Here is a 16,385-nt window from a genome sequence, read left to right as displayed (position 1 = left end):
GGATCCGGGCCCTTTGCCGCGCGCGCACGGCGTCAGCCGGGGAGGGTGAGCACCATGCCGGGGCGGACGAGGTCCGGGTTGGGCCCGACGACGCCCTTGTTCATGGCGTAGAGCTCGCGCCAGCGGGCCTCGTTGCCGAGCTCGCGACCGGCGATCGTGGCGAGCGAGTCGCCGGCCCTGACGGTGTACGTGCGCTTCGCGGTGGCCGTCGGCTTCGGCATCGGGGCCGCCGGTACCGCCTTGTGCGCGGCCGAGTGCGGCGTCGGGGTGTGCAGGGCGCCCGGCGCGGCGGCCGGGGAGGCCCCGGGCTTCGGCATCGGGGTGGGCCTGGGGGCGGCGGGCACCGCCTTGTGCGCGGCGGACGTCGGGGTCGGGCTCGCGGGGGTCGGCCTCGTGGGGGCGGGCTTGGGCGGCGCGGCGGCCGCCATGCGCTCGGCGGCGGCCCTGGTGGCCGAAGCGGCATCGGCCGCGGAGCCCGCGGGAGGCGTCCTGCCCGCGGCCGCCTGCTGCTGCACCTGCTCCTTCGCCTGCTCGGCGGCCTCGTGCGCCTTCTTCTTGTCGGACTTCAGGAAGTCGAAGAGTCCCATGTCTGTACGCCTCCGGCGTGATGGTGCCCCCTGGGCTCGGTGCCTCCTTCCACTGTCCGCCACGGGGCGCCCGGCGGCCCAGCGACAGAGCCGTCCGGGGGACAGGGATCGGGCCGGGAACGGCCCGGGAAGAGCCGGCGCCACCATCGTGGGACACGATGGAGGAGATTTCTGTGATCATCAGACAGGCCGCGGAGCGGGTAGCGCTGGTCATGCCCGGACCCGGGCTCGTGAGCGCCGCGATCGTGGCGGGCCTGGACGTCTGGGTGGTGTCGGATCCCGGACCCCGGCCGGCGGACGCGCGGCTGCCCCCGGAGCTGCCGCCGGAGCTGCCCCCGCAGCGACTGCTGCAGGTGGACTTCGACGACGCGGCCGCGCTGCGCACCCTGCTGACGGACACGGCCCGCGAACACGGGATCGGGCAGATCCTGTACCTCGCGAGCGATCTCGAAAAAGGTCTCGGCCCCAGGGCGGCGGCCGCCGCCGAGGAGGTCCTGCGGGAGCTCTCCGCGAGCAGCGGGAAGCCGTCGGGGCCGCTGCCGGACGCGGTGACGATCCGGCGCATCCTCAATCAGAGCCGTACCTCCGCGGTACGCGCCGAGGAGGCGCGGACCGTCACCGAGGCGTGCTCCCTGGCGGAGAAGTTCCCCCTGCCCGTGGTCATCAAGTCGGCCGACAAGGCGGGCTGTTGGTGGACCGTGGCGGTACACGACCGGCCGGGGCTCGCCCGATGGGCCGAACAGGCGGTCACCGCCCGGCACTCGGCCCCTTATCTCGTCGAAGAGCTCCTGACGGGAGCCAAGTTCCGGGTGGAGACGCTGACCGTCGACGGCATGCACCTGGTCGCCGACATCGCACCCGAGGGAACCGCCCCGCCGCTCCACGACGCCGAGCAGGCCGGGATCCGCGCGACGGTACGGGCCCTGCTGGACCTGGCCGGGTACGAATCGGGCGCCACGCGGACGGATGTGCTGGTCAGCGCGCGGGGATCCCGTATCGCGGCGGCCACGGAGCCGGACCGGGAACGGCACGGTAACGGCCGTTCCCGCGCCACGACCACGAACGGTATCGAGAGGGGAACGGACCGGTAAGGGACTGGGCCAGTCTCTGTCCTGTCGAGAGCGGCCACCGCACCACACGGGAGCCGCACACCGGGTACACACCAGGGGGTTCGAGAGATGCGCAGCAAGCTGGCCGGACTGATCGGGATCATCGCGGCGGCCCTGGCGTTCGGGGTCGGTGTGACCGTCAGCAGCCCGGCGGACGCCGGCCAGCCCTCCGGCTACCAGGTGCTCGCGGAGGACAAGGGACCCGGCGTCGCCTCCCCGGCCCCGTCCCCGGCCCCGTCCACCCGTAGGTGATCCGCTTGCCGCGCACGTCACGGAACTGCCCCGCACCGGACTTCGGTGCGGGGCAGTTCCGTGTCCGCGCTCAGTACCTGCGGCGGTGCGCCGACAGGCCCATGAAATCGGACAACTCCTCGGCGGCCGACCGGTGTCCGGCAGCGGCCTCGGCATCACCGAGCGCCTCGGCCGCCAGCGCGAGGCCCACCAGCGCGGACGCCTCCTCGGCCCGGAAGCTCATCGGCGCCGCGATCTTGTGGGCGTGACGGTGCAGGGCCAGCGCGACCTCGTGCTCCCCCCACAGCAGGTGGAGGTGGCCCAGGACGTTCTCGACCCTCGCGAGCCGGATCGGGGTCCCGCTGGTGCGCCCGAGCGCCAGGGAGCGCTCGGCGAACGCACGCGCCGACAGCACGTCGCCCCGCTCGTGCGCGACCTGGGCGGACAGTGCCAGCACCAGGGCGACGTCCCCCGGCGACCTGGTCTCGTCGCACAGGTCCCGGGCCCGCTTGAGGCTGGCGTCCGCGTCCGCGAACTCGCCGAGGCCCACCTGGGCGAAGGCCAGATCGGTCAGGGCCACGATCTCGTTGCTGCGGTAGCCGAGGTCGCGGTCGATCTCGATCGCCCGGCGGGCGACCTCCGCCGCTTCCGGGAAGCGGCCCCACCGCTCGTACAGCGTGCTGAGGATGGTCAGGCTCTCCGACTCCGCACGCGGGTTGCCCAGTTCCTGGGCCATGGAGACGGACCGCTCCACCAGGGGCAGGGCCTCCTCGTACCTGCCGAGCATCGACATCAGCAGCCCGATGGTCGATTCGCTGTTCGCCTCGGTGTGCCGGTCCCCGGCCCGGATCGCCGTGTCCCGCGCCTCCGTGACCACCTCCAGCCCCTCCTCGAAGCGGCCCAGCTTCCAGCAGGCGGCACCCAGGTTGGCCAGGCTGATGCCGAGGAGCGCGGGATCGTCGAGCCGGCGGGCGGCGGCCACCGCGAGGTGCCCGACGCTCCAGAACTCGTCGAGCTGTCCGTGCGTGTGCAGGTGGAAGCCGACGTTGCGGCTCAGACAGGCCGCGTACCGGTCGTGGCCGCACCGCTCGGCGAGGGACACGGCCGCGAGCAGCCCGGCCTGTTCCCGGTCGAACCAGCTCAGGGCCTGCTCGGTGTCCCGGAAGGACGGCCGTTCGCCCTGGTACGGCGGGACACCGGTGGGACGGCGCTCACGGCTGGGGAACAGCACCTCGCAGGCGGCGTCCGAGGTCGTCAGGTAGTAGCCGAGCAGCCGCTCGACCGCCTCCGCGTCGTCGTCCGCCGTGGCCGACCCCCGCAGGCTCTGGGCGAAACTGCGCACCAGGTCGTGGAAGGTGTAGAGGCCGATGTCGGGCTGCTGGACCAGATGGACGTCGAGCAGGAACTCCAGGGCGTCCTCCGCGTCCCGGACGGCCGTACCGAGGAGCGCCGCCGCCGAGTAGACGTCCGTACCGGCGCACGGGTACAGGCTGAGGATGCGGAACGCGGTGCGGTACTCCTCGTCCATCGCCAGGTACGACAGGCGAAGGGTCGCCGCGACGCTGCGCTCGCCCGAACTCAGCTCGTCCATGCGGCGTTTCTCGTCGCGCAGCCGCTCGACGAGATAACGCACCGTCCAGCGGGGTCTGTTGCGCAGCCGGGCGGTCGCGATCCGCAGCGCCAGCGGCAGGTGCCCGCACAGCTCGGCCAGTTCGGCGGAGGCCGCCGGCTCGGCGGCCACCCGGGTCGTCCCCAGGGTCTCCGCCATCAGGCTGGTGCTGTCCTCCGGCTCCATCATCCCGATGGACACCCACTCGACGCCGTCGAGGTCCAGCAGCCGGCCCCGGCTGGTGATCAGGGCCAGACTGCCGGGCGAGGCGGGCAGCAGGGGCCGGATCTGCGCCGCGTCCACCGCGTTGTCGAACAGGAGCAGCATCCGCTGGCCGTCCAGCTTCGACCGCCACAGCGCGGTGCGGCCCTCCAGGTCCTCCGGGATCCGGTCGCCCGGAGTGCCGAGCGTCCGCAGCAGGCCGTCGAGGGCGGCGGCGGGCGTCACCGGCTCCCGGCCCGGAGTGAATCCGTGCAGGTCGATGTGGAGCTGCCCGTCGGGATACCGGCCGGCCAGATGGTGCGCCGCGCGTACCGCCAGGGTGGTCTTGCCCATGCCGCCCATGCCGTCGATGGCCACGATCCGGGCGTACCGGTCGCCGCCCCGGCCCTCGTCCTGCACGTAGTCGAAGAGCTCGGCCAGCTCCCTGGCGCGGCCGGTGAAGTCGGGCAGGTCGTACGGCAGGGTGCACGGGGCGTCGCCCGCGGCGGCCCGCGTTCCCGGCTCCTCCCGGTCCGGTTCCGCGGGGGCCGGGGCCTCGGGATCCGCGCCCCCGGGAGCCGGCTGCACGGCGGGGGACCCGGCGGCGACCGGATCGGGCACCGGCGCCACGGGGGCCACCGGCTCGGGCGCCGGACGTACGGACGCGGCCGCCACCGGCGTCGGCCGTTCGGGCGCCGCCAGCTCGGGGCTGTCCCGCAGGATCGCCTCGTACAGCTTGGCCAGCCGGGGGCCCGGGTCGATCCCGAGCTCGTCGACGAGCAGCTCGCGGACCTCCCCGTACTCCTTGAGAGCCTCGGCCTGCCGTCCGGAGCGGTACAGGGCGAGCATCAGCTGGCCGCGCAGCGTCTCACGCAGCGGGTGCTGGGTGATCAGGGCCCGCAGGCCCGAGATGAGTTCACCGCTCTCGCCCAGGGCGAGGCACAGGTCGAAGAACTGCTCCGCGGCGGCGAGCCGGCGCTCTTCCAGCGCGGTCGCCGCGGCCTCGATCACCGGTCCGCCGGTCCCGGACAGGACCGAGCCGCGCCACAGCGCGAGCGCGGCCCGCAGCGCCTCGGCCGCGGCCGGCTGCCCGCCTTCCCGCAGGGCCTGGGCCGCCGCCCTGGTGAGGGTGTCGAACTCCAGGAGGTCAACCTGGTCGTCCGCCACCACCACGCGGTACCCCGGCCCGTCGGTGGCGATGACCTCGGTGCCGGTGGGTATGCGCCGCCGCAGGTCGGCGACGGCCTTGCGGACCTGGTGCGCCGCGGTCACCGGCGGGTCCTTCTCCCAGGTCGCCTCGACCAGCCGCGCCACGGGCACCACCCGGCCGGCTTCGAGGAGCAACATGCACAGGACCCGTTCCTGGATCGCTCCCCCCAGTCTCAGCCGGACGTCGTCGGTCCAACCCTCAAGAGATCCGAGGACGTTGAAGCGCAGTCTGCCCCCCACAGCAGTCCCGCTCCGTCTCTCCCCGGACTCCGCATCCGCCCCCGGCATCGGACATCCACCCCCAAAGAACAAGGCCCCTGGCCAGGCCATGTCACCCGGATCATAGGGGTTACCCCTTGCACGCGGTAAGCATCCGGTAGCGGATCAGGAAGGGCGACACGGACAGTTCATGGGCGGCCCGGAGCAGGCAGCACACGGAGCGAGTACCGAAGGAGCAGGCTGTGGGAAGACTGGAGCGACCACTGGCCCCCGATGCCGGACCAGTCACCGCGTTCGCCCGGGAGTTGCGCAGGCTGCGGACCGCGGCGGGCAGTCCCGGCTACCGTGACATGGCCACACGTGCCATGTTCTCCGCGTCGGTGCTCTCCGACGCGGCCGCCGGCTACCGCCTCCCGACGCTTCAGGTGGCCCTCGCCTTCGCCGAGGCCTGCGGAGGTGACCGCGCCAGCTGGGAGCGCCGCTGGCACGAGGCGGCGCGCGCCGAGGGGGACGACGGAGCGGTCCGCCCGGCGGTCAAGGCGGTGCAGCAGCACCAGGAGAACGAGCTGCGCGCCGCCGACGTACGGGCCGTGCTGCCGCCGCCCTCGCAGCTGCCGATGGAGGCACATCCCCTGGTCGGACGGCGTGACCTGCTCCAGCGGGCCAGGGCGCTGACCGCCCCCTCGTACGGCGAACAGCGCGTCGCGGCGCCCCTGTTGATCAGTGGTCAGGTGGGCGTGGGCAAGACGGCCTTCGCCCTGCGGCTCGCCCACGAGCTGGCCGTGAACCTGCCCGACGGGCAGCTCTACGCGAACCTGGACCCGGCCGCGGACGGGCGCAAGGACGCCGCCGGGATCGCGGGCGGGTTCCTGGAGGCGCTCGGCATCCCCGCCGACCGGATCCCGAACGATCCCGGCCAGAGAATTGGCCTGTACCGGTCGCTGCTGAACCGGCGGCGGCTGCTGGTGGTGCTGGACGGCGTCCAGCACGAGCGCCAGATCCGGGAACTTCTCATTGCGGCGCCCGAGAGCCGCATCGTCGTCACCAGTCGATCGCGGCTGCTGGGCCTCGACGGAATTGGCCGGATCCGGCTCCCCGCACTGGACCGCGACGAGTCGATGGAGCTCCTCGTCCGGCTTCTGGGTTCGGACCGGGTCGGCGCCGAGCCGCGCGCCTGCCTGCGCCTCGCCGACGCCTGCGGTGACCTGCCGCTGGCGCTCAACCTCGCCGGGCGGCGCATCGCCGCACGGCCCGAGTGGATGCTCCAGGACTCGGTGTCCGAGCTGCTCGGCGACGGGCAGGACGGATCCGGCGGGCAGCGCGCGCCCGGCCGCTTCCTGGCCCGGCTGCAGGTCGGGGACGACGCGCTCGGCAACCGCCTCGACAGCGCCTACCGGCTGCTGACGCCGTGGGCCCGCCTGATGCTGCGCCAGTTCGCGGGCTCCGACAGCCCGCCCTCCGTGGACAACGTGGTGTACGAGTCCACGGATGCGCTCGCCATGCTGGTCGAGCGGTCCGCGCAACCGGTGGAGGACCTCCTCGAACGGCTCCTCGACGCGGGCCTGCTCGACCACTCCGACCTGCCGGGGCAGTACGGTCTGACGCCGATGGCCCGGGCGTACGCCCTGACGCAGCCGGACCCGACGGAGGAGGACCCGGCGCCCGCGGCGCCGGCGCGGGCCGAGGCGGCGCGGGTACGTCGGTCGAGGTAGCCCGGCCGCCGGTTCATACCGCCGCTCCGTGGGTGATCGTGACGTAGAGGTACTCGTCGAGGATCTTGGCGAGGGACACCCCGGGCCGCCCGATCACGGCGCACAGGTCCGCCTCCCGCGGACCGCCGGACTCCTCCAGCACCGCACGCGCCCAGGTCCGGCCCAGCTCCAGGTGGCGGGCGAAGGCGGCCCCGTCCCGGGTCCCGTGCAGCCGCTGCGCGATGGCCGCGTCCCACGGCATGACCGAGTCGGGACGCAGCGCGTACAGGGCCTTGGACGCGGCGGTCGGGCCGAGGCTGCGGCGGCCGATCGGCAGCGCCGCCAGCTCCTCGTAGGCCGCGGCGAAGCGGGAGATCTGCCGGTCGGTGAGCCGGGCGAGCGGTGCGTCCGCCAGGGTGTGCCGCTCCCCCCACGCGGCGAGTCCCGCGCCGAAGGTGTCGGGCTCGCCCTCGCGGGGGTAACGGATGCGGCAGCCCCAGGAGTTCAGCCAGCGGTGCAGCGCCGCGCGGTGCGCGGCGAGCGAGAGGTCGAGGGCGCAGCCGGTCTCCGCGCGCAGCGCGAGCCAGCTCCGGTCCACGTTCGCGAAACCGTTGAACACCTCGGCCGCGGCCCGTAGCCGGGCCGCGGACGGCGCGGGCGGGGGCGGCGGCGCGGCCGGCGGGTCCAGGTGCGCGCGGGCGACCCTGGCGGGCACCACCATCCGCCAGGCCTCGGTGACCAGCTCCGTCAGCTCGTCGGGGTCCAGGGCCGCGAGCCGGGCCTCGGCCCAGTGGAACCGAAGATCGGATTCGCGCGGCAGGAAGAACTTCTCCGGCTCGGCGGCGACCAGCGCCGCCCGCTCCTCCTTCGGGAAGGCGAAGCCCAGTTCGCTCTCGTCCCGGGACAGGGCGAGATAGACGATCCTGCCGATCCGGAACTTCACCCGGTCCCGGATCAGGTGCTCCTGCGTCCTCGGCAGGCTCAGCGCGAGCCGCCGTACGTCCTCCACCGTTGCCACTGCCTGCTCCCTCACATCCGGCCGCCGGCTCACAGACCCGCGAGCTGCGGGGCGTGGACGTCCAGCGGTGGCCCGTCGAGCGCACCGATGCCGATCCGCGACGGACTCCTGCCGATCAGCCGGTCGGCCAGCGAGCGTGCGATGAGGGGCGCGAACTTGAAGGATGTGCCACCGCACGCCGCGTACGCGAATCCCGAGCCGCCCAGGGCGACCAGCAGCGGGCCGCCGGTCGGCGAGAAGGCCGAGTAGTAGGCGTCCTTGGCCGCGGTGACCCAGGCCGGGCCGAAGCCGGGGAGGATGTCCCCGAACTCCTTCTCCAGCTTGCGCTGCCAGTACGGGTCGGTGGAGTGGTCGGTGATGGCGTCCACCACCCGGCAGGCGGTGGCCGAGGTCAGCTTGAGGGCCGTGCCCGCCACCGGCGGGATCAGCCAGGCTCCGCCCTCGGTGCCCAGGGCGGGTATGGCCGGAGTGGCCGCCCAGGCCTGCGCCTGCTGCCGGGGCACCCGGCAGTAGAGGAGGGACTGCCGGTACAGGGTCAGCTGCTCGGAGATGCTCTCCGGCAGCAGGTCCCGGGACCACGGGCCCACGGCGACGAGCACCGCGTCACTGCGCAGCACCTGCCCGTCGACCAGCCGTACGCTGCCGCTCTCACCGTCGACGGCGGTCACGGCACGGTGCTCGATCAGCTCGATGCCCCGCTGCCACTTCAGCCAGCCGACGCAGGCGGCGAGGACCCGTTCGGCGAGCAGCACGCCCGCCTCGTCCTCCAGTACCGCGCCGAGGCCGCCGCCCACGTGCAGGTGCGGATAGCGGTCGGCCAGGCCGGCCGCCGTCAGTTCCCTGGCCCTGCCTCCGGCGCCCTCGAGCATCGCCGCCCCGTCCGCCGCCGCCGCGGGCGGCAGCACGGTGAGGGAGCCGACCTGTTCGTAGAACCGGGTCAGGAACAGCTCTTCCAGTTCGACCCAGCGGCGGTGCGCGCGCAGCGCGGCCGCCGTGGCCCCCGGGTCCGCCGGGTGCAGGGCCCGCAGGATCCTGTGCTGGTCGAAAGAGGTGGCTCTGCTGTGCGGGATGGGGCCCTGGTCCACGACCGTGACCCTGTGTCCGTCGAGCACGCACTCGACCGCCGTGAGCAGGGCGATCACACCGCCGCCCACTACCGTCACCCTCGTCGACATCACACACCTCCCTTCAGTTTTCGTTGGGCCGACGGGTCAGCTGTCGAGGACGATCGTGGTCAGTGCGGCCGCCTTGGCGAGGGACTCCTCGCAGCCCAGGAAGTCGTCGCCGGCGCAGATCACGTTGGCGTACCTGCTGAGGTAGCCCTCGGGCGGCAGCAGCAGGGTCGTCCCGGGCTCCACCATCACGTTCGTCTCCAGCAGCCCCGGTACGTCCGAGGGGGCGGGTACGTCGACCGAGCGGACCGTGCCGTTCTCCGGCGGGTACAGGAAGCGGATGCCCACGGTGCGGGTGCGCTCCGGGGTCCACTCGGGACGGACGCCGGCGGCCACGTCCGCGGCCAGCTCCCCGGGCTCCACACCGGTGGCGAGGCTGCCGAGGTACGGGATGAGGTCGCCGCCGAGGCGGGCGTTCACCTCGATGATCACCGGGCCGCGGGTGGTGAGCTTCACCTCCGTGTGCGTGATCCCGTAGCCGATGCCCAGTTCCCGGTGGGCGGCCCGCAGGACGTGCAGCAGTTCCTCGTCGGCGAGCAGCGGGTCGGTGGCGCTGACCACGTGCCCGGTCTCCTCGAAGTAGGGCGCGAGGCCCACTTCCTTGTGCGCGAGGAAAAGCGGGGTCCAGGCACCGTCGAAGACCACTCCGTCGATGCTGATCTCGGGGCCCATGACGCACTCCTCGACCAGCACCCCGCCCTCGTAGTCGCTGTTCCCGCCGCGGCTGGCGGTGTCCGCGACCTCGAAGGCACCGCGGACCCCCTCCGGGCCGTCGACCCGGATGACGCCGATGCTCGCGCCCATGCCTCGGGGCTTGAGGACCACCGGGTAGCCGAAGGAGTCGGCGGTGGCGAGGGCCGTCTCGGCGTCGGTCACGTAGGCGAAGTGCGGCTGGGGCAGCCCGGCGGCGGTCAGCAGCTGCCGGGTGTGGTGCTTGTTGCGGCAGTTGTCCGCGCCCCGGGAGGTCAGCCCGGGCAGTCCGAGCCGCTCCGCCATGAGGGCGGTGGTCACCACGAGCGTCTCGTCGTAGCTGAACACGCCCACCACGCGGTGCTCGGCGGCCACCGCCTCGGCGGCCTTGATCAGTCCTTCGGTGTCGGGCACCAGGCGTTCGCGGTCGAGCAGTTCCACCGTGGTGGAGCCCAGCACGTACTGCTCCTGCCAGGTGGGATCCACGGCGTCCAGGATCCATGTCGGGCGGCGCCGCGAGGCACCGGCGAGCAGGTACTCGCGGTAGGCGCGCTGTCCGCTGCCGACCAGGATCACCACGCCGTCATCGGTCGTGTTGGCGTCTTGCGTCATCTTCGTCACCTCGCGGAGTGGGTCAGGACCCGGTCGCCCGCCGTCGCGATCGCCGCGAGCTGCGGCTGGGCGATGGCCAGGTAGTCGGGGGTGGACAGGGCCACGGAACGGTCCAGGCGGGCCGCGTTGAAATAGATCTCTTCGGTGAGGATCAGGCCCTCGTCGACGACGAGGTGCAGATCGGGGTGGAAGCTCAGCGGCATCACCGTGCCGCAGACGCTGCCGGCCAGGCGCTCGGCGATCTCGGGCGTGGCGAACGCCGTCCGCCCGCCGCCGAACAGTGCGGCGACCGCCTCCAGGTCGACCTGCCGGTCGCCGGGAACCACCGCGAGCACGTACTTGCCGACGCGCTTGGTGATGCTCACGCGGACGACGATGCACTTGGCGGCCTGGTCCAGCGGGTGGCCGCGCAGGACGCTCGCCAGGTCCGTCCGGCCCTCGGCCGGGTGGTCGATCAGCCGGTAGCGGGCCCGGTTGCCGTCGAGGAGGTCGATCAGCCGCTGGTACATCAGAGCACCTCGCCGACGTAGTGCCAGTCCTCGGGATTGATGAGTCCGAAGGGGTTGATCGGAGCCACGCCCTTCAGGTTGTTGGCCACTTCCAGCAGGCGGAAGGGGAAGTTGGGCATCCAGATGACCGGGACCTGCTGCGCGATGTGGTCCTGGTAGGCGTACAGGTCCTCCAGGTCGTCGCTGACGACGGTGCGGGCGATCAGCTCGTCCGCCTTCGGGTCGCTGTAGCTGCCGAAGTTCACCGAGGAGCCGGTCGAGTAGAGCGCCTCGCCGGTCGGGTAGAAGCCGGGACCGTAACCCCAGCCGCCATTCCAGTCGCTGAACTCCCACAGGCACGGGCTGTCGGGGCCCGGGGTGCAGGTGGTGTCCTCCAGGACCAGGACGCTCGCCTCGACCTCGGTCAGGACGATCTCGATGCCGGCCTTCGCGGCGTCGGCGGCGAACTTGCGCATGACCGCGGTCAGCGTCTCGTGCCCCTGGGCGTAGCGCATCGAGAACCGCAGCGGGGTGCCGGCCGGGATGCCCTCACCCGCCTCTCCGGGTCCGGTGCCCTCGCGGACGCAGAGCGCCGGGGTGGTGCTGGTGTCCCAGCCGTTCTCCGTCAGGAAGGCTCGGGCCGCCCCGACGTCGAAGGGGTACGGGTCCTCGTGCGCGGCGGGCGAGAGCAGCGGGCTGTCCGGCAGGGCCGGGATGGGCCCGGTGGTCGGGTAGCCGTAGCCCTTGTAGACGTCGCGGATGGCGCCCCGGGAGTCGAGGCAGGACTGCAGTGCCTGGCGGAAGTAGAGCTGCTTGAAGATCTTTCCGGAGACGGTGGGGTTGTTGAAGTTGATCGGGAAGTAATGGATTTTGTAGGTGAGCTGGGGGACGAGGTCGTAGTGCTCGCCGAGCGGGTTGGGCCCGCCGACCAGCGGGTCCTCGGCCGGCTCGGTGACCTCGTCGAAGGGCAGGAAGCCGATCTGCACGCCGCCTGGGGCCTCGGGGCCGCGGCGGAGCATCTCGTACTGCTCGGTGTCCGAGCCGGTGGGCACCAGCCGGAACTCGTCCAGGTAGGGCTTGTTGGGTCCCGAGTAGGTCTCGTTCGGTACCAGGACGGCCTCTCCGGAGACGCCGTCGATCGTGTAACTGCTCAGCTTCCAGGGTCCGTTGACAACACTCCAGACGGGGCTGGTGTCCCAGCTCTTGCGCTCGTCGTTGCAGGCCCGGAGATAGGCGTAGACCGCGGAGGCCTGGGCCGGGTCGTGGGTGGCGTCGGCCGGCCGGTCGTCGCCGGTGCGGTCCCATGCCTTCGGCAGCGGGGTGATGGTGCTGAACTGGTTCATCAGCACCCAGTTGTGCGAGTAGGCGCGGTCGAAGGTGAAGCTGACCTTGTCCTCGGCGACCTTCTCGTAGCCGGCCAGGTTGTCCGGGAAGAAGCCCGGCGTGTACCCGCCGAAGCTGTCCTTCTCGGCCTCCAGCAGGTGCATCCACAGCATCACGTTGTCGGCGTTGACGCTCTCGCCGTTCGACCACTTGTAGGGCTTGACCGTGATCGTCGCGGTGCGGCCGTCCTCGCTCCACTCCGGGGGCTCGGCGAGGCTGCGCTCGTAGTCGACCGTCGGCTGGCCGCCGGTTCCGTACCAGTACAGCGGGCGGTACATCAGCGTCTGGAACTCGTGCAGGTTGGCCACCCCGTAGTACTCGCCCGGGGTGAAGGGGAAGATGAAGACCGGGCTGAAGCCGCTGGTGCAGGCCCAGGTCACGCTGCCCCCGCGGAGCGGGGTGGTGGGCGGGGTCATGTCCTTACCTCCTCCAGTGCGGATTCACCGCTGTCCGAGTGGGCTCCGTAGCGCTCCCAGCGCTCGTTGAGCCGGATCCGTCCGTCGTCCAGGAACTCGGGGGTGCTCCAGCACCGCCCGGCGACCACCTCGCCGTCCGCGAGGACCATCGTGTAGGCGAATTCGAGGTTCCCGTCGGGCTCCACGCGCCCGTTGAGCGAGCCCCTGCGGACCTCGCCTCCGTCGAAGTCGGCCCAGAGCAGGTCGCCGTCCTGGCGGTAGTGGCCGACGGGGGCGTCCTCGCCCGCCGGGTAACCGGTGTTGCGGAAACTTCTGCCGTCGTAATCGATCACGGGCGTCGTATCTCCTGAGTGATGCATTTGACCGCGCCACCGGCCTTCAGCAGTTCGGACATGTCCACGCCGTGCACCTGGAACCCGCGCTCGCGCAGCTCACCGGCCAGGTGGGTGGCGGTCTCCGTCAGGACCACGTTCAGTCCGTCGCTCACCGCGTTCAGGCCGAAGGCATCGGCATCCTCCCGGGTGGCGATGACCGCGTCCGGGTACAGCTCCCGCAGCACGTCCCGGCTCTCCTCGGAGAAGGCGGCGGGGTAGTACGCCACCAGGTCGTCGTCGAGGACGCACAGCGCGGTGTCCAGGTGGTAGAAGCGGGGGTCGGTCAGGGCCAGGCCGACCACGGGCAGGCCGAAGAACTCGCGGAGCTCCTCGTGCGCGCCGGGGTCGCTGCGGAATCCCGCGCCGGCCAGGATCCGCCGGCCGGCCGGGGCGAAGTCGCCCTCGCCCTCGTTGATGTACTGCGGGACCCTGATGTCGGTGTAGCCGTGGTCCTCGAACCAGGCCCGGTGGGCGTCGGCCTCGGCCGCCCGCTCCTGGTGGCGGAACTTCGCGATCAGCACCTTGCCGTCGACCACGGTGGCCCCGTTCGCGGTGAACACCATGTCGGGCAGGCCCGGGACGGGGTCGATGGCGGAGACCCGGTGGCCGAGTCCGAGGTAGAGGTCCCGGATCCGCTCCCACTGGGTCAGCGCCAGCTCGGCGTCCATCGGCTTGTCCGGGTTCATCCACGGGTTGATCGCGTAGCTCACCTCGAAGTGGGTGGGCCGGCACATCAGGTAGTGCCGCTCGGTGGCCGTGCGCCGCGGGGACTCAGCCATGCTCGGGCCTCATCTCCGTACGGATGCGGCTGGCCACGATGTGGGCGGTGCTCAGCGCCTCCTCCAGCGACTCGCCCGTGGCACCGAGGAAGCCGAGGATGTTGTTGCCCGCCGGCGGGCGCTTGATGACCGTCCCCGGAGTGGCCGTGATCTTGAGGAAGAAGACGGAGGACGGTACGTCCTGCGGCACCTCGACCGACTCGACCGTGCCCGCCCCGCTGATCAGGCACATCGCGGCGGTGTGCACGGAGGTCGGCGAGTAGTGCGAGACGTCGGGGCGGGTGCCCCGGGCCACGTCGACCACGCACTTGATGGGGTCGTGGCCCGCGCTGATCCGTGCCATGTGGTCGAGACCGCCGCCGCCGGGCCGGATCGCGATCTCCAGGATGAAGGGCCTGCCCCGGTGGAACCTCACCTCGGCGTGCAGTACGGACCGGCGCAGTCCCTGGGCGTGGGCCGCGTCCCGGACCACCTCGTGCACCGCGGCCACCTGCTCGGGGGTCAGCGAGCTCGGCGCGTGGTGGACGTCGTCGTCGAAGGTCCCGCTCTCGACGGTGATCCGGTCCACGATGGAGCCGAGGTACACCTCGTCGTCCCAGGCCAGCGCCTCGATGAGGTGCTCGTGGCCGTCGAGGTAGCCCTCGACGATGATCCCGTTCGGGCCGAGGTCGAGGCCGTCCGCCTCCATCAGGGCCCAGGTCATGGTCTCGATGCCACGGGTGGCGTCGTCGAAGCGGGCGCGCATCTCGTCGGGGCCGTCGACCTTGAAGACGAAGTTGCTGGCCGCCCCCAGGGTCGGCTTGAGGATCAGCGGGTAGCCCAGTTCCTCGCCGGCGGCGAGCGCGGCCGGGACGTCGGGGGCGTACCGGAAGCCGGGGTGGGCGGCGCTGCCGCGCTCGTGCGCCTGGCGCATCAGCAGCTTGTTGCGGCTGGTCCGGGCCGCCTCGAACCCGATGCTCGGCAGTCCGAGCGCCTCGGCGACGACCGCCACCGTGACGACCCCGGATTCCGAGAAGGTCAGTACCCCCTCGAACTCCTCCTCCGCGTGCCAGACCTTGGCGGCCGTGACGATGTCCTCGATGTGCTTCGATCCGGCGATCCGGTAGCGATCCGCGTCCCAGAAGTCCTCGGTTCCCAGGCCGTTGAGGACGAAGACCTCTGCACCGAGGTCCTGGACCTGCTGGTAGCGGGAGATGTAGTAGGTGGCGTTCTGGCTGGCCTCGATGGCGAGCAGCTTCATCTGTGCTTCTCCCTTCAGACCTTGGCCGGGACGGACTCGCGGGCCTCGGCGGCGGGCTCGGTGACCGCGGCGGGCTCGGCGGCCCCGGCGACGGGCTCGGACTTCTCGGCGGCGGCCGCGGCGGCTTCGGCGGCTTCGGCGGCGGCGACCTCACGGTCGTGCTTGCTGAGCGAGATGACGGTGATGGTGGCGATGACGACGACCAGGGCGGAGAGGGCGTAGAAGCCGTTCTTCACGTTGGTGGAGTCGACCAGGAGCGAGATGAGGACCACGGCGGTGGTGCCGGCCGCGAGGCCGAAGGCGTTGGTGGCACCGAAGACGAAGCCCGTCTTCTCCTCGGGCGCCGCGCTCATCAGGGCGGTGCGGGCCGAGATGCGGGCCACGCAGAAGGCGATCGCGGCGAAGGGGATGACGGCCATCATCGCGTAGAGGTGGATGGACTCCATGGACAGGAGCACCGCGAAGGCGAGGTAGCCGATCAGGGCCGTCTTGAGCACGGTGGCCTTGGAACTGATCTTCTTGAAGGCCCAGGCCGCGAACAGCGCACCGATGCCGAACAGGGCGTCGACGATGCCGAGGTAGCCGGCGTTGGACTTGAAGCCGTCGATGACCAGGACCAGCATGATGCTGTTGCCGACGATGATGACGATGTTGCCGATGATGTAGAGCACCGCGAGGCGGGCCAGCGGCGGGCGGGAAGCGGTCAGGCGGGCGGCGGCGGCCGACGCGGCCTTGGCCGCGGCCTCGGTGACGGCCTGGCCGGCCGGACGACGGCCGATGAGGAACAGCAGCGCGGCGGAGAGCAGGAACGTGATCGCGTTGAAGTAGAAGAGCGACGTGGTGCCGACCCAGACGATCACCCAGCCGCCGAGGGCCGCCGAGGCGAGCGTGCCGGCCTGGATGGCGATCTCGGCGTTGCCGTTGAACTGGGCGAGCCGGGACTCCGGGATCCGCTCCTTGATCAGGGCGTTGCTGGCCGGGAAGAAGAGGGCCGCGGAGATCGACAGGATGAAGCTGGCGACGTAGCTGACGGTCGAGGGGTTGCCGCCGAGGGCCAGCCAGACCGGCAGACCGATCGCGGCGGCGGCGCTGGCCAGGTCGGAGACCATCGCCAGGGTCCGGCGGTCGAAGCGGTCGGCGAGCTTGCCGAAGAACAGGGAGAGCGCCACCTGCGGGATGGTGACGGCGATCATCAGCCAGCTGACCGCCAGCATGGTGTTGGCCTCGGTGAAGACCAGGTACGAGGCGGCGGTGAGCTGGATGCCGTTGCCCAGGTTGGTGATGAAGGTCGCGGGGATGAGCAGTCGTTCTGCCCGATTGGGTCGGGGCGGGGCGATCGTGGACACAGTGCTCCTCG

Annotated in this window: 14 protein-coding genes; 3 read left to right on the top strand and 11 right to left on the bottom strand. The window is 72.0% G+C overall.

Translation table 11 applies throughout. The features are described 5' to 3' along the window. Nucleotides 1–32 precede the first annotated feature (32 nt). The gene (locus ACWGE1_RS10415; RefSeq protein WP_453420110.1) at nt 33–587 is read right to left on the bottom strand and encodes a LysM peptidoglycan-binding domain-containing protein; all 555 of its coding nucleotides are present in this window, start codon (nt 585–587) and stop codon (nt 33–35) included. 173 nt (nt 588–760) lie between these two features. On the opposite strand from ACWGE1_RS10415, the gene ACWGE1_RS10410 reads away from it, so the two are divergent. Together ACWGE1_RS10410 and ACWGE1_RS10405 are read left to right on the top strand one after the other, a co-directional pair. Continuing rightward, nucleotides 761–1,678, top strand: coding sequence for a hypothetical protein (locus ACWGE1_RS10410; protein ID WP_453420109.1), 918 nt, complete (start codon nt 761–763; stop codon nt 1,676–1,678). An 87-nt stretch (nt 1,679–1,765) separates the two neighbouring features. After that, complete coding sequence (locus tag ACWGE1_RS10405) at nt 1,766–1,948, top strand: hypothetical protein (RefSeq protein ID WP_453420108.1); 183 nt, start codon at nt 1,766–1,768, stop codon at nt 1,946–1,948. Between the two features lie 70 nt (nt 1,949–2,018). On the opposite strand, the gene ACWGE1_RS10400 is transcribed toward ACWGE1_RS10405, so the two are convergent. Continuing rightward, complete coding sequence (locus ACWGE1_RS10400) at nt 2,019–5,084, bottom strand: AfsR/SARP family transcriptional regulator (RefSeq protein ID WP_453420107.1); 3,066 nt, start codon at nt 5,082–5,084, stop codon at nt 2,019–2,021. Nucleotides 5,085–5,407: 323 nt separating this feature from the next. Between ACWGE1_RS10400 and ACWGE1_RS10395 the strand changes: the two genes are divergently transcribed. Continuing rightward, nucleotides 5,408–6,877, top strand: a complete 1,470-nt coding sequence (locus tag ACWGE1_RS10395) for an NB-ARC domain-containing protein (protein WP_453420106.1) — start codon at nt 5,408–5,410, stop codon at nt 6,875–6,877. A 13-nt stretch (nt 6,878–6,890) separates the two neighbouring features. Here the strand turns inward: ACWGE1_RS10395 and ACWGE1_RS10390 are convergent, their stop codons facing one another. From ACWGE1_RS10390 to ACWGE1_RS10350, 9 genes are read right to left on the bottom strand one after another with little or no spacing between them, the layout of a single operon-like run. Beyond that, nucleotides 6,891–7,874: an MmcQ/YjbR family DNA-binding protein gene (locus ACWGE1_RS10390; protein WP_453420105.1), complete on the bottom strand. Its 984-nt coding sequence runs from the start codon at nt 7,872–7,874 to the stop codon at nt 6,891–6,893. Nucleotides 7,875–7,903: 29 nt separating this feature from the next. Next, nucleotides 7,904–9,049: an NAD(P)/FAD-dependent oxidoreductase gene (locus tag ACWGE1_RS10385; protein WP_453420104.1), complete on the bottom strand. Its 1,146-nt coding sequence runs from the start codon at nt 9,047–9,049 to the stop codon at nt 7,904–7,906. Between the two features lie 36 nt (nt 9,050–9,085). Next, a complete protein-coding gene (locus ACWGE1_RS10380; protein ID WP_453420103.1) occupies nt 9,086–10,348 on the bottom strand; it encodes an ATP-grasp domain-containing protein in 1,263 nt (420 codons plus the stop codon). Between the two features lie 5 nt (nt 10,349–10,353). Continuing rightward, nucleotides 10,354–10,857 (bottom strand): YbaK/EbsC family protein, encoded by a 504-nt coding sequence (locus ACWGE1_RS10375; RefSeq protein WP_453420102.1) that lies wholly within the window; start codon nt 10,855–10,857, stop codon nt 10,354–10,356. Further along, the gene (locus tag ACWGE1_RS10370; RefSeq protein WP_453420101.1) at nt 10,857–12,635 is read right to left on the bottom strand and encodes an ABC transporter substrate-binding protein; all 1,779 of its coding nucleotides are present in this window, start codon (nt 12,633–12,635) and stop codon (nt 10,857–10,859) included. The genes ACWGE1_RS10375 and ACWGE1_RS10370 overlap by 1 nt, the downstream gene beginning before the upstream one ends. Beyond that, entirely contained in the window at nt 12,632–12,967 is a 336-nt protein-coding gene (locus tag ACWGE1_RS10365; protein WP_327736388.1) for a hypothetical protein, read from the bottom strand. Before ACWGE1_RS10365 ends, ACWGE1_RS10370 begins: the two co-directional genes overlap by 4 nt. Beyond that, the gene (ddaH, locus tag ACWGE1_RS10360; RefSeq protein ID WP_453420100.1) at nt 12,964–13,788 is read right to left on the bottom strand and encodes a dimethylargininase; all 825 of its coding nucleotides are present in this window, start codon (nt 13,786–13,788) and stop codon (nt 12,964–12,966) included. The genes ACWGE1_RS10365 and ddaH overlap by 4 nt, the downstream gene beginning before the upstream one ends. Then, nucleotides 13,781–15,028 carry an ATP-grasp domain-containing protein gene (locus ACWGE1_RS10355; protein WP_453420099.1) on the bottom strand — a complete coding sequence of 416 codons (1,248 nt, stop codon included), beginning with the start codon at nt 15,026–15,028 and terminating at the stop codon, nt 13,781–13,783. The genes ddaH and ACWGE1_RS10355 overlap by 8 nt, the downstream gene beginning before the upstream one ends. A 14-nt stretch (nt 15,029–15,042) precedes the next feature. Continuing rightward, a complete protein-coding gene (locus ACWGE1_RS10350) occupies nt 15,043–16,374 on the bottom strand; it encodes an MFS transporter (protein WP_453420098.1) in 1,332 nt (443 codons plus the stop codon). Nucleotides 16,375–16,385: the final 11 nt, after the last annotated feature.

It is taken from the genome of Streptomyces sp. NPDC054932 (assembly GCF_053610205.1).
Note: the sequence above shows the minus strand (reverse complement) of the source record. Positions and strands in the feature narration are given on the sequence as shown.

Bases quoted from the DNA above. Each gene is read 5' to 3' on its own strand.
- ACWGE1_RS10415 (WP_453420110.1), bottom strand. From the start codon at position 587: ATGGGACTCTTCGACTTCCTGAAGTCCGACAAGAAGAAGGCGCACGAG.
- ACWGE1_RS10405 (WP_453420108.1), top strand. From the start codon at position 1,766: ATGCGCAGCAAGCTGGCCGGACTGATCGGGATCATCGCGGCGGCCCTG.
- ACWGE1_RS10400 (WP_453420107.1), bottom strand. From the start codon at position 5,084: ATGTTGCTCCTCGAAGCCGGCCGGGTGGTGCCCGTGGCGCGGCTGGTC.
- ACWGE1_RS10385 (WP_453420104.1), bottom strand. From the start codon at position 9,049: ATGTCGACGAGGGTGACGGTAGTGGGCGGCGGTGTGATCGCCCTGCTC.
- ACWGE1_RS10380 (WP_453420103.1), bottom strand. From the start codon at position 10,348: ATGACGCAAGACGCCAACACGACCGATGACGGCGTGGTGATCCTGGTC.
- ACWGE1_RS10375 (WP_453420102.1), bottom strand. From the start codon at position 10,857: ATGTACCAGCGGCTGATCGACCTCCTCGACGGCAACCGGGCCCGCTAC.
- ACWGE1_RS10370 (WP_453420101.1), bottom strand. From the start codon at position 12,635: ATGACCCCGCCCACCACCCCGCTCCGCGGGGGCAGCGTGACCTGGGCC.
- ddaH (WP_453420100.1), bottom strand. From the start codon at position 13,788: ATGGCTGAGTCCCCGCGGCGCACGGCCACCGAGCGGCACTACCTGATG.
- ACWGE1_RS10355 (WP_453420099.1), bottom strand. From the start codon at position 15,028: ATGAAGCTGCTCGCCATCGAGGCCAGCCAGAACGCCACCTACTACATC.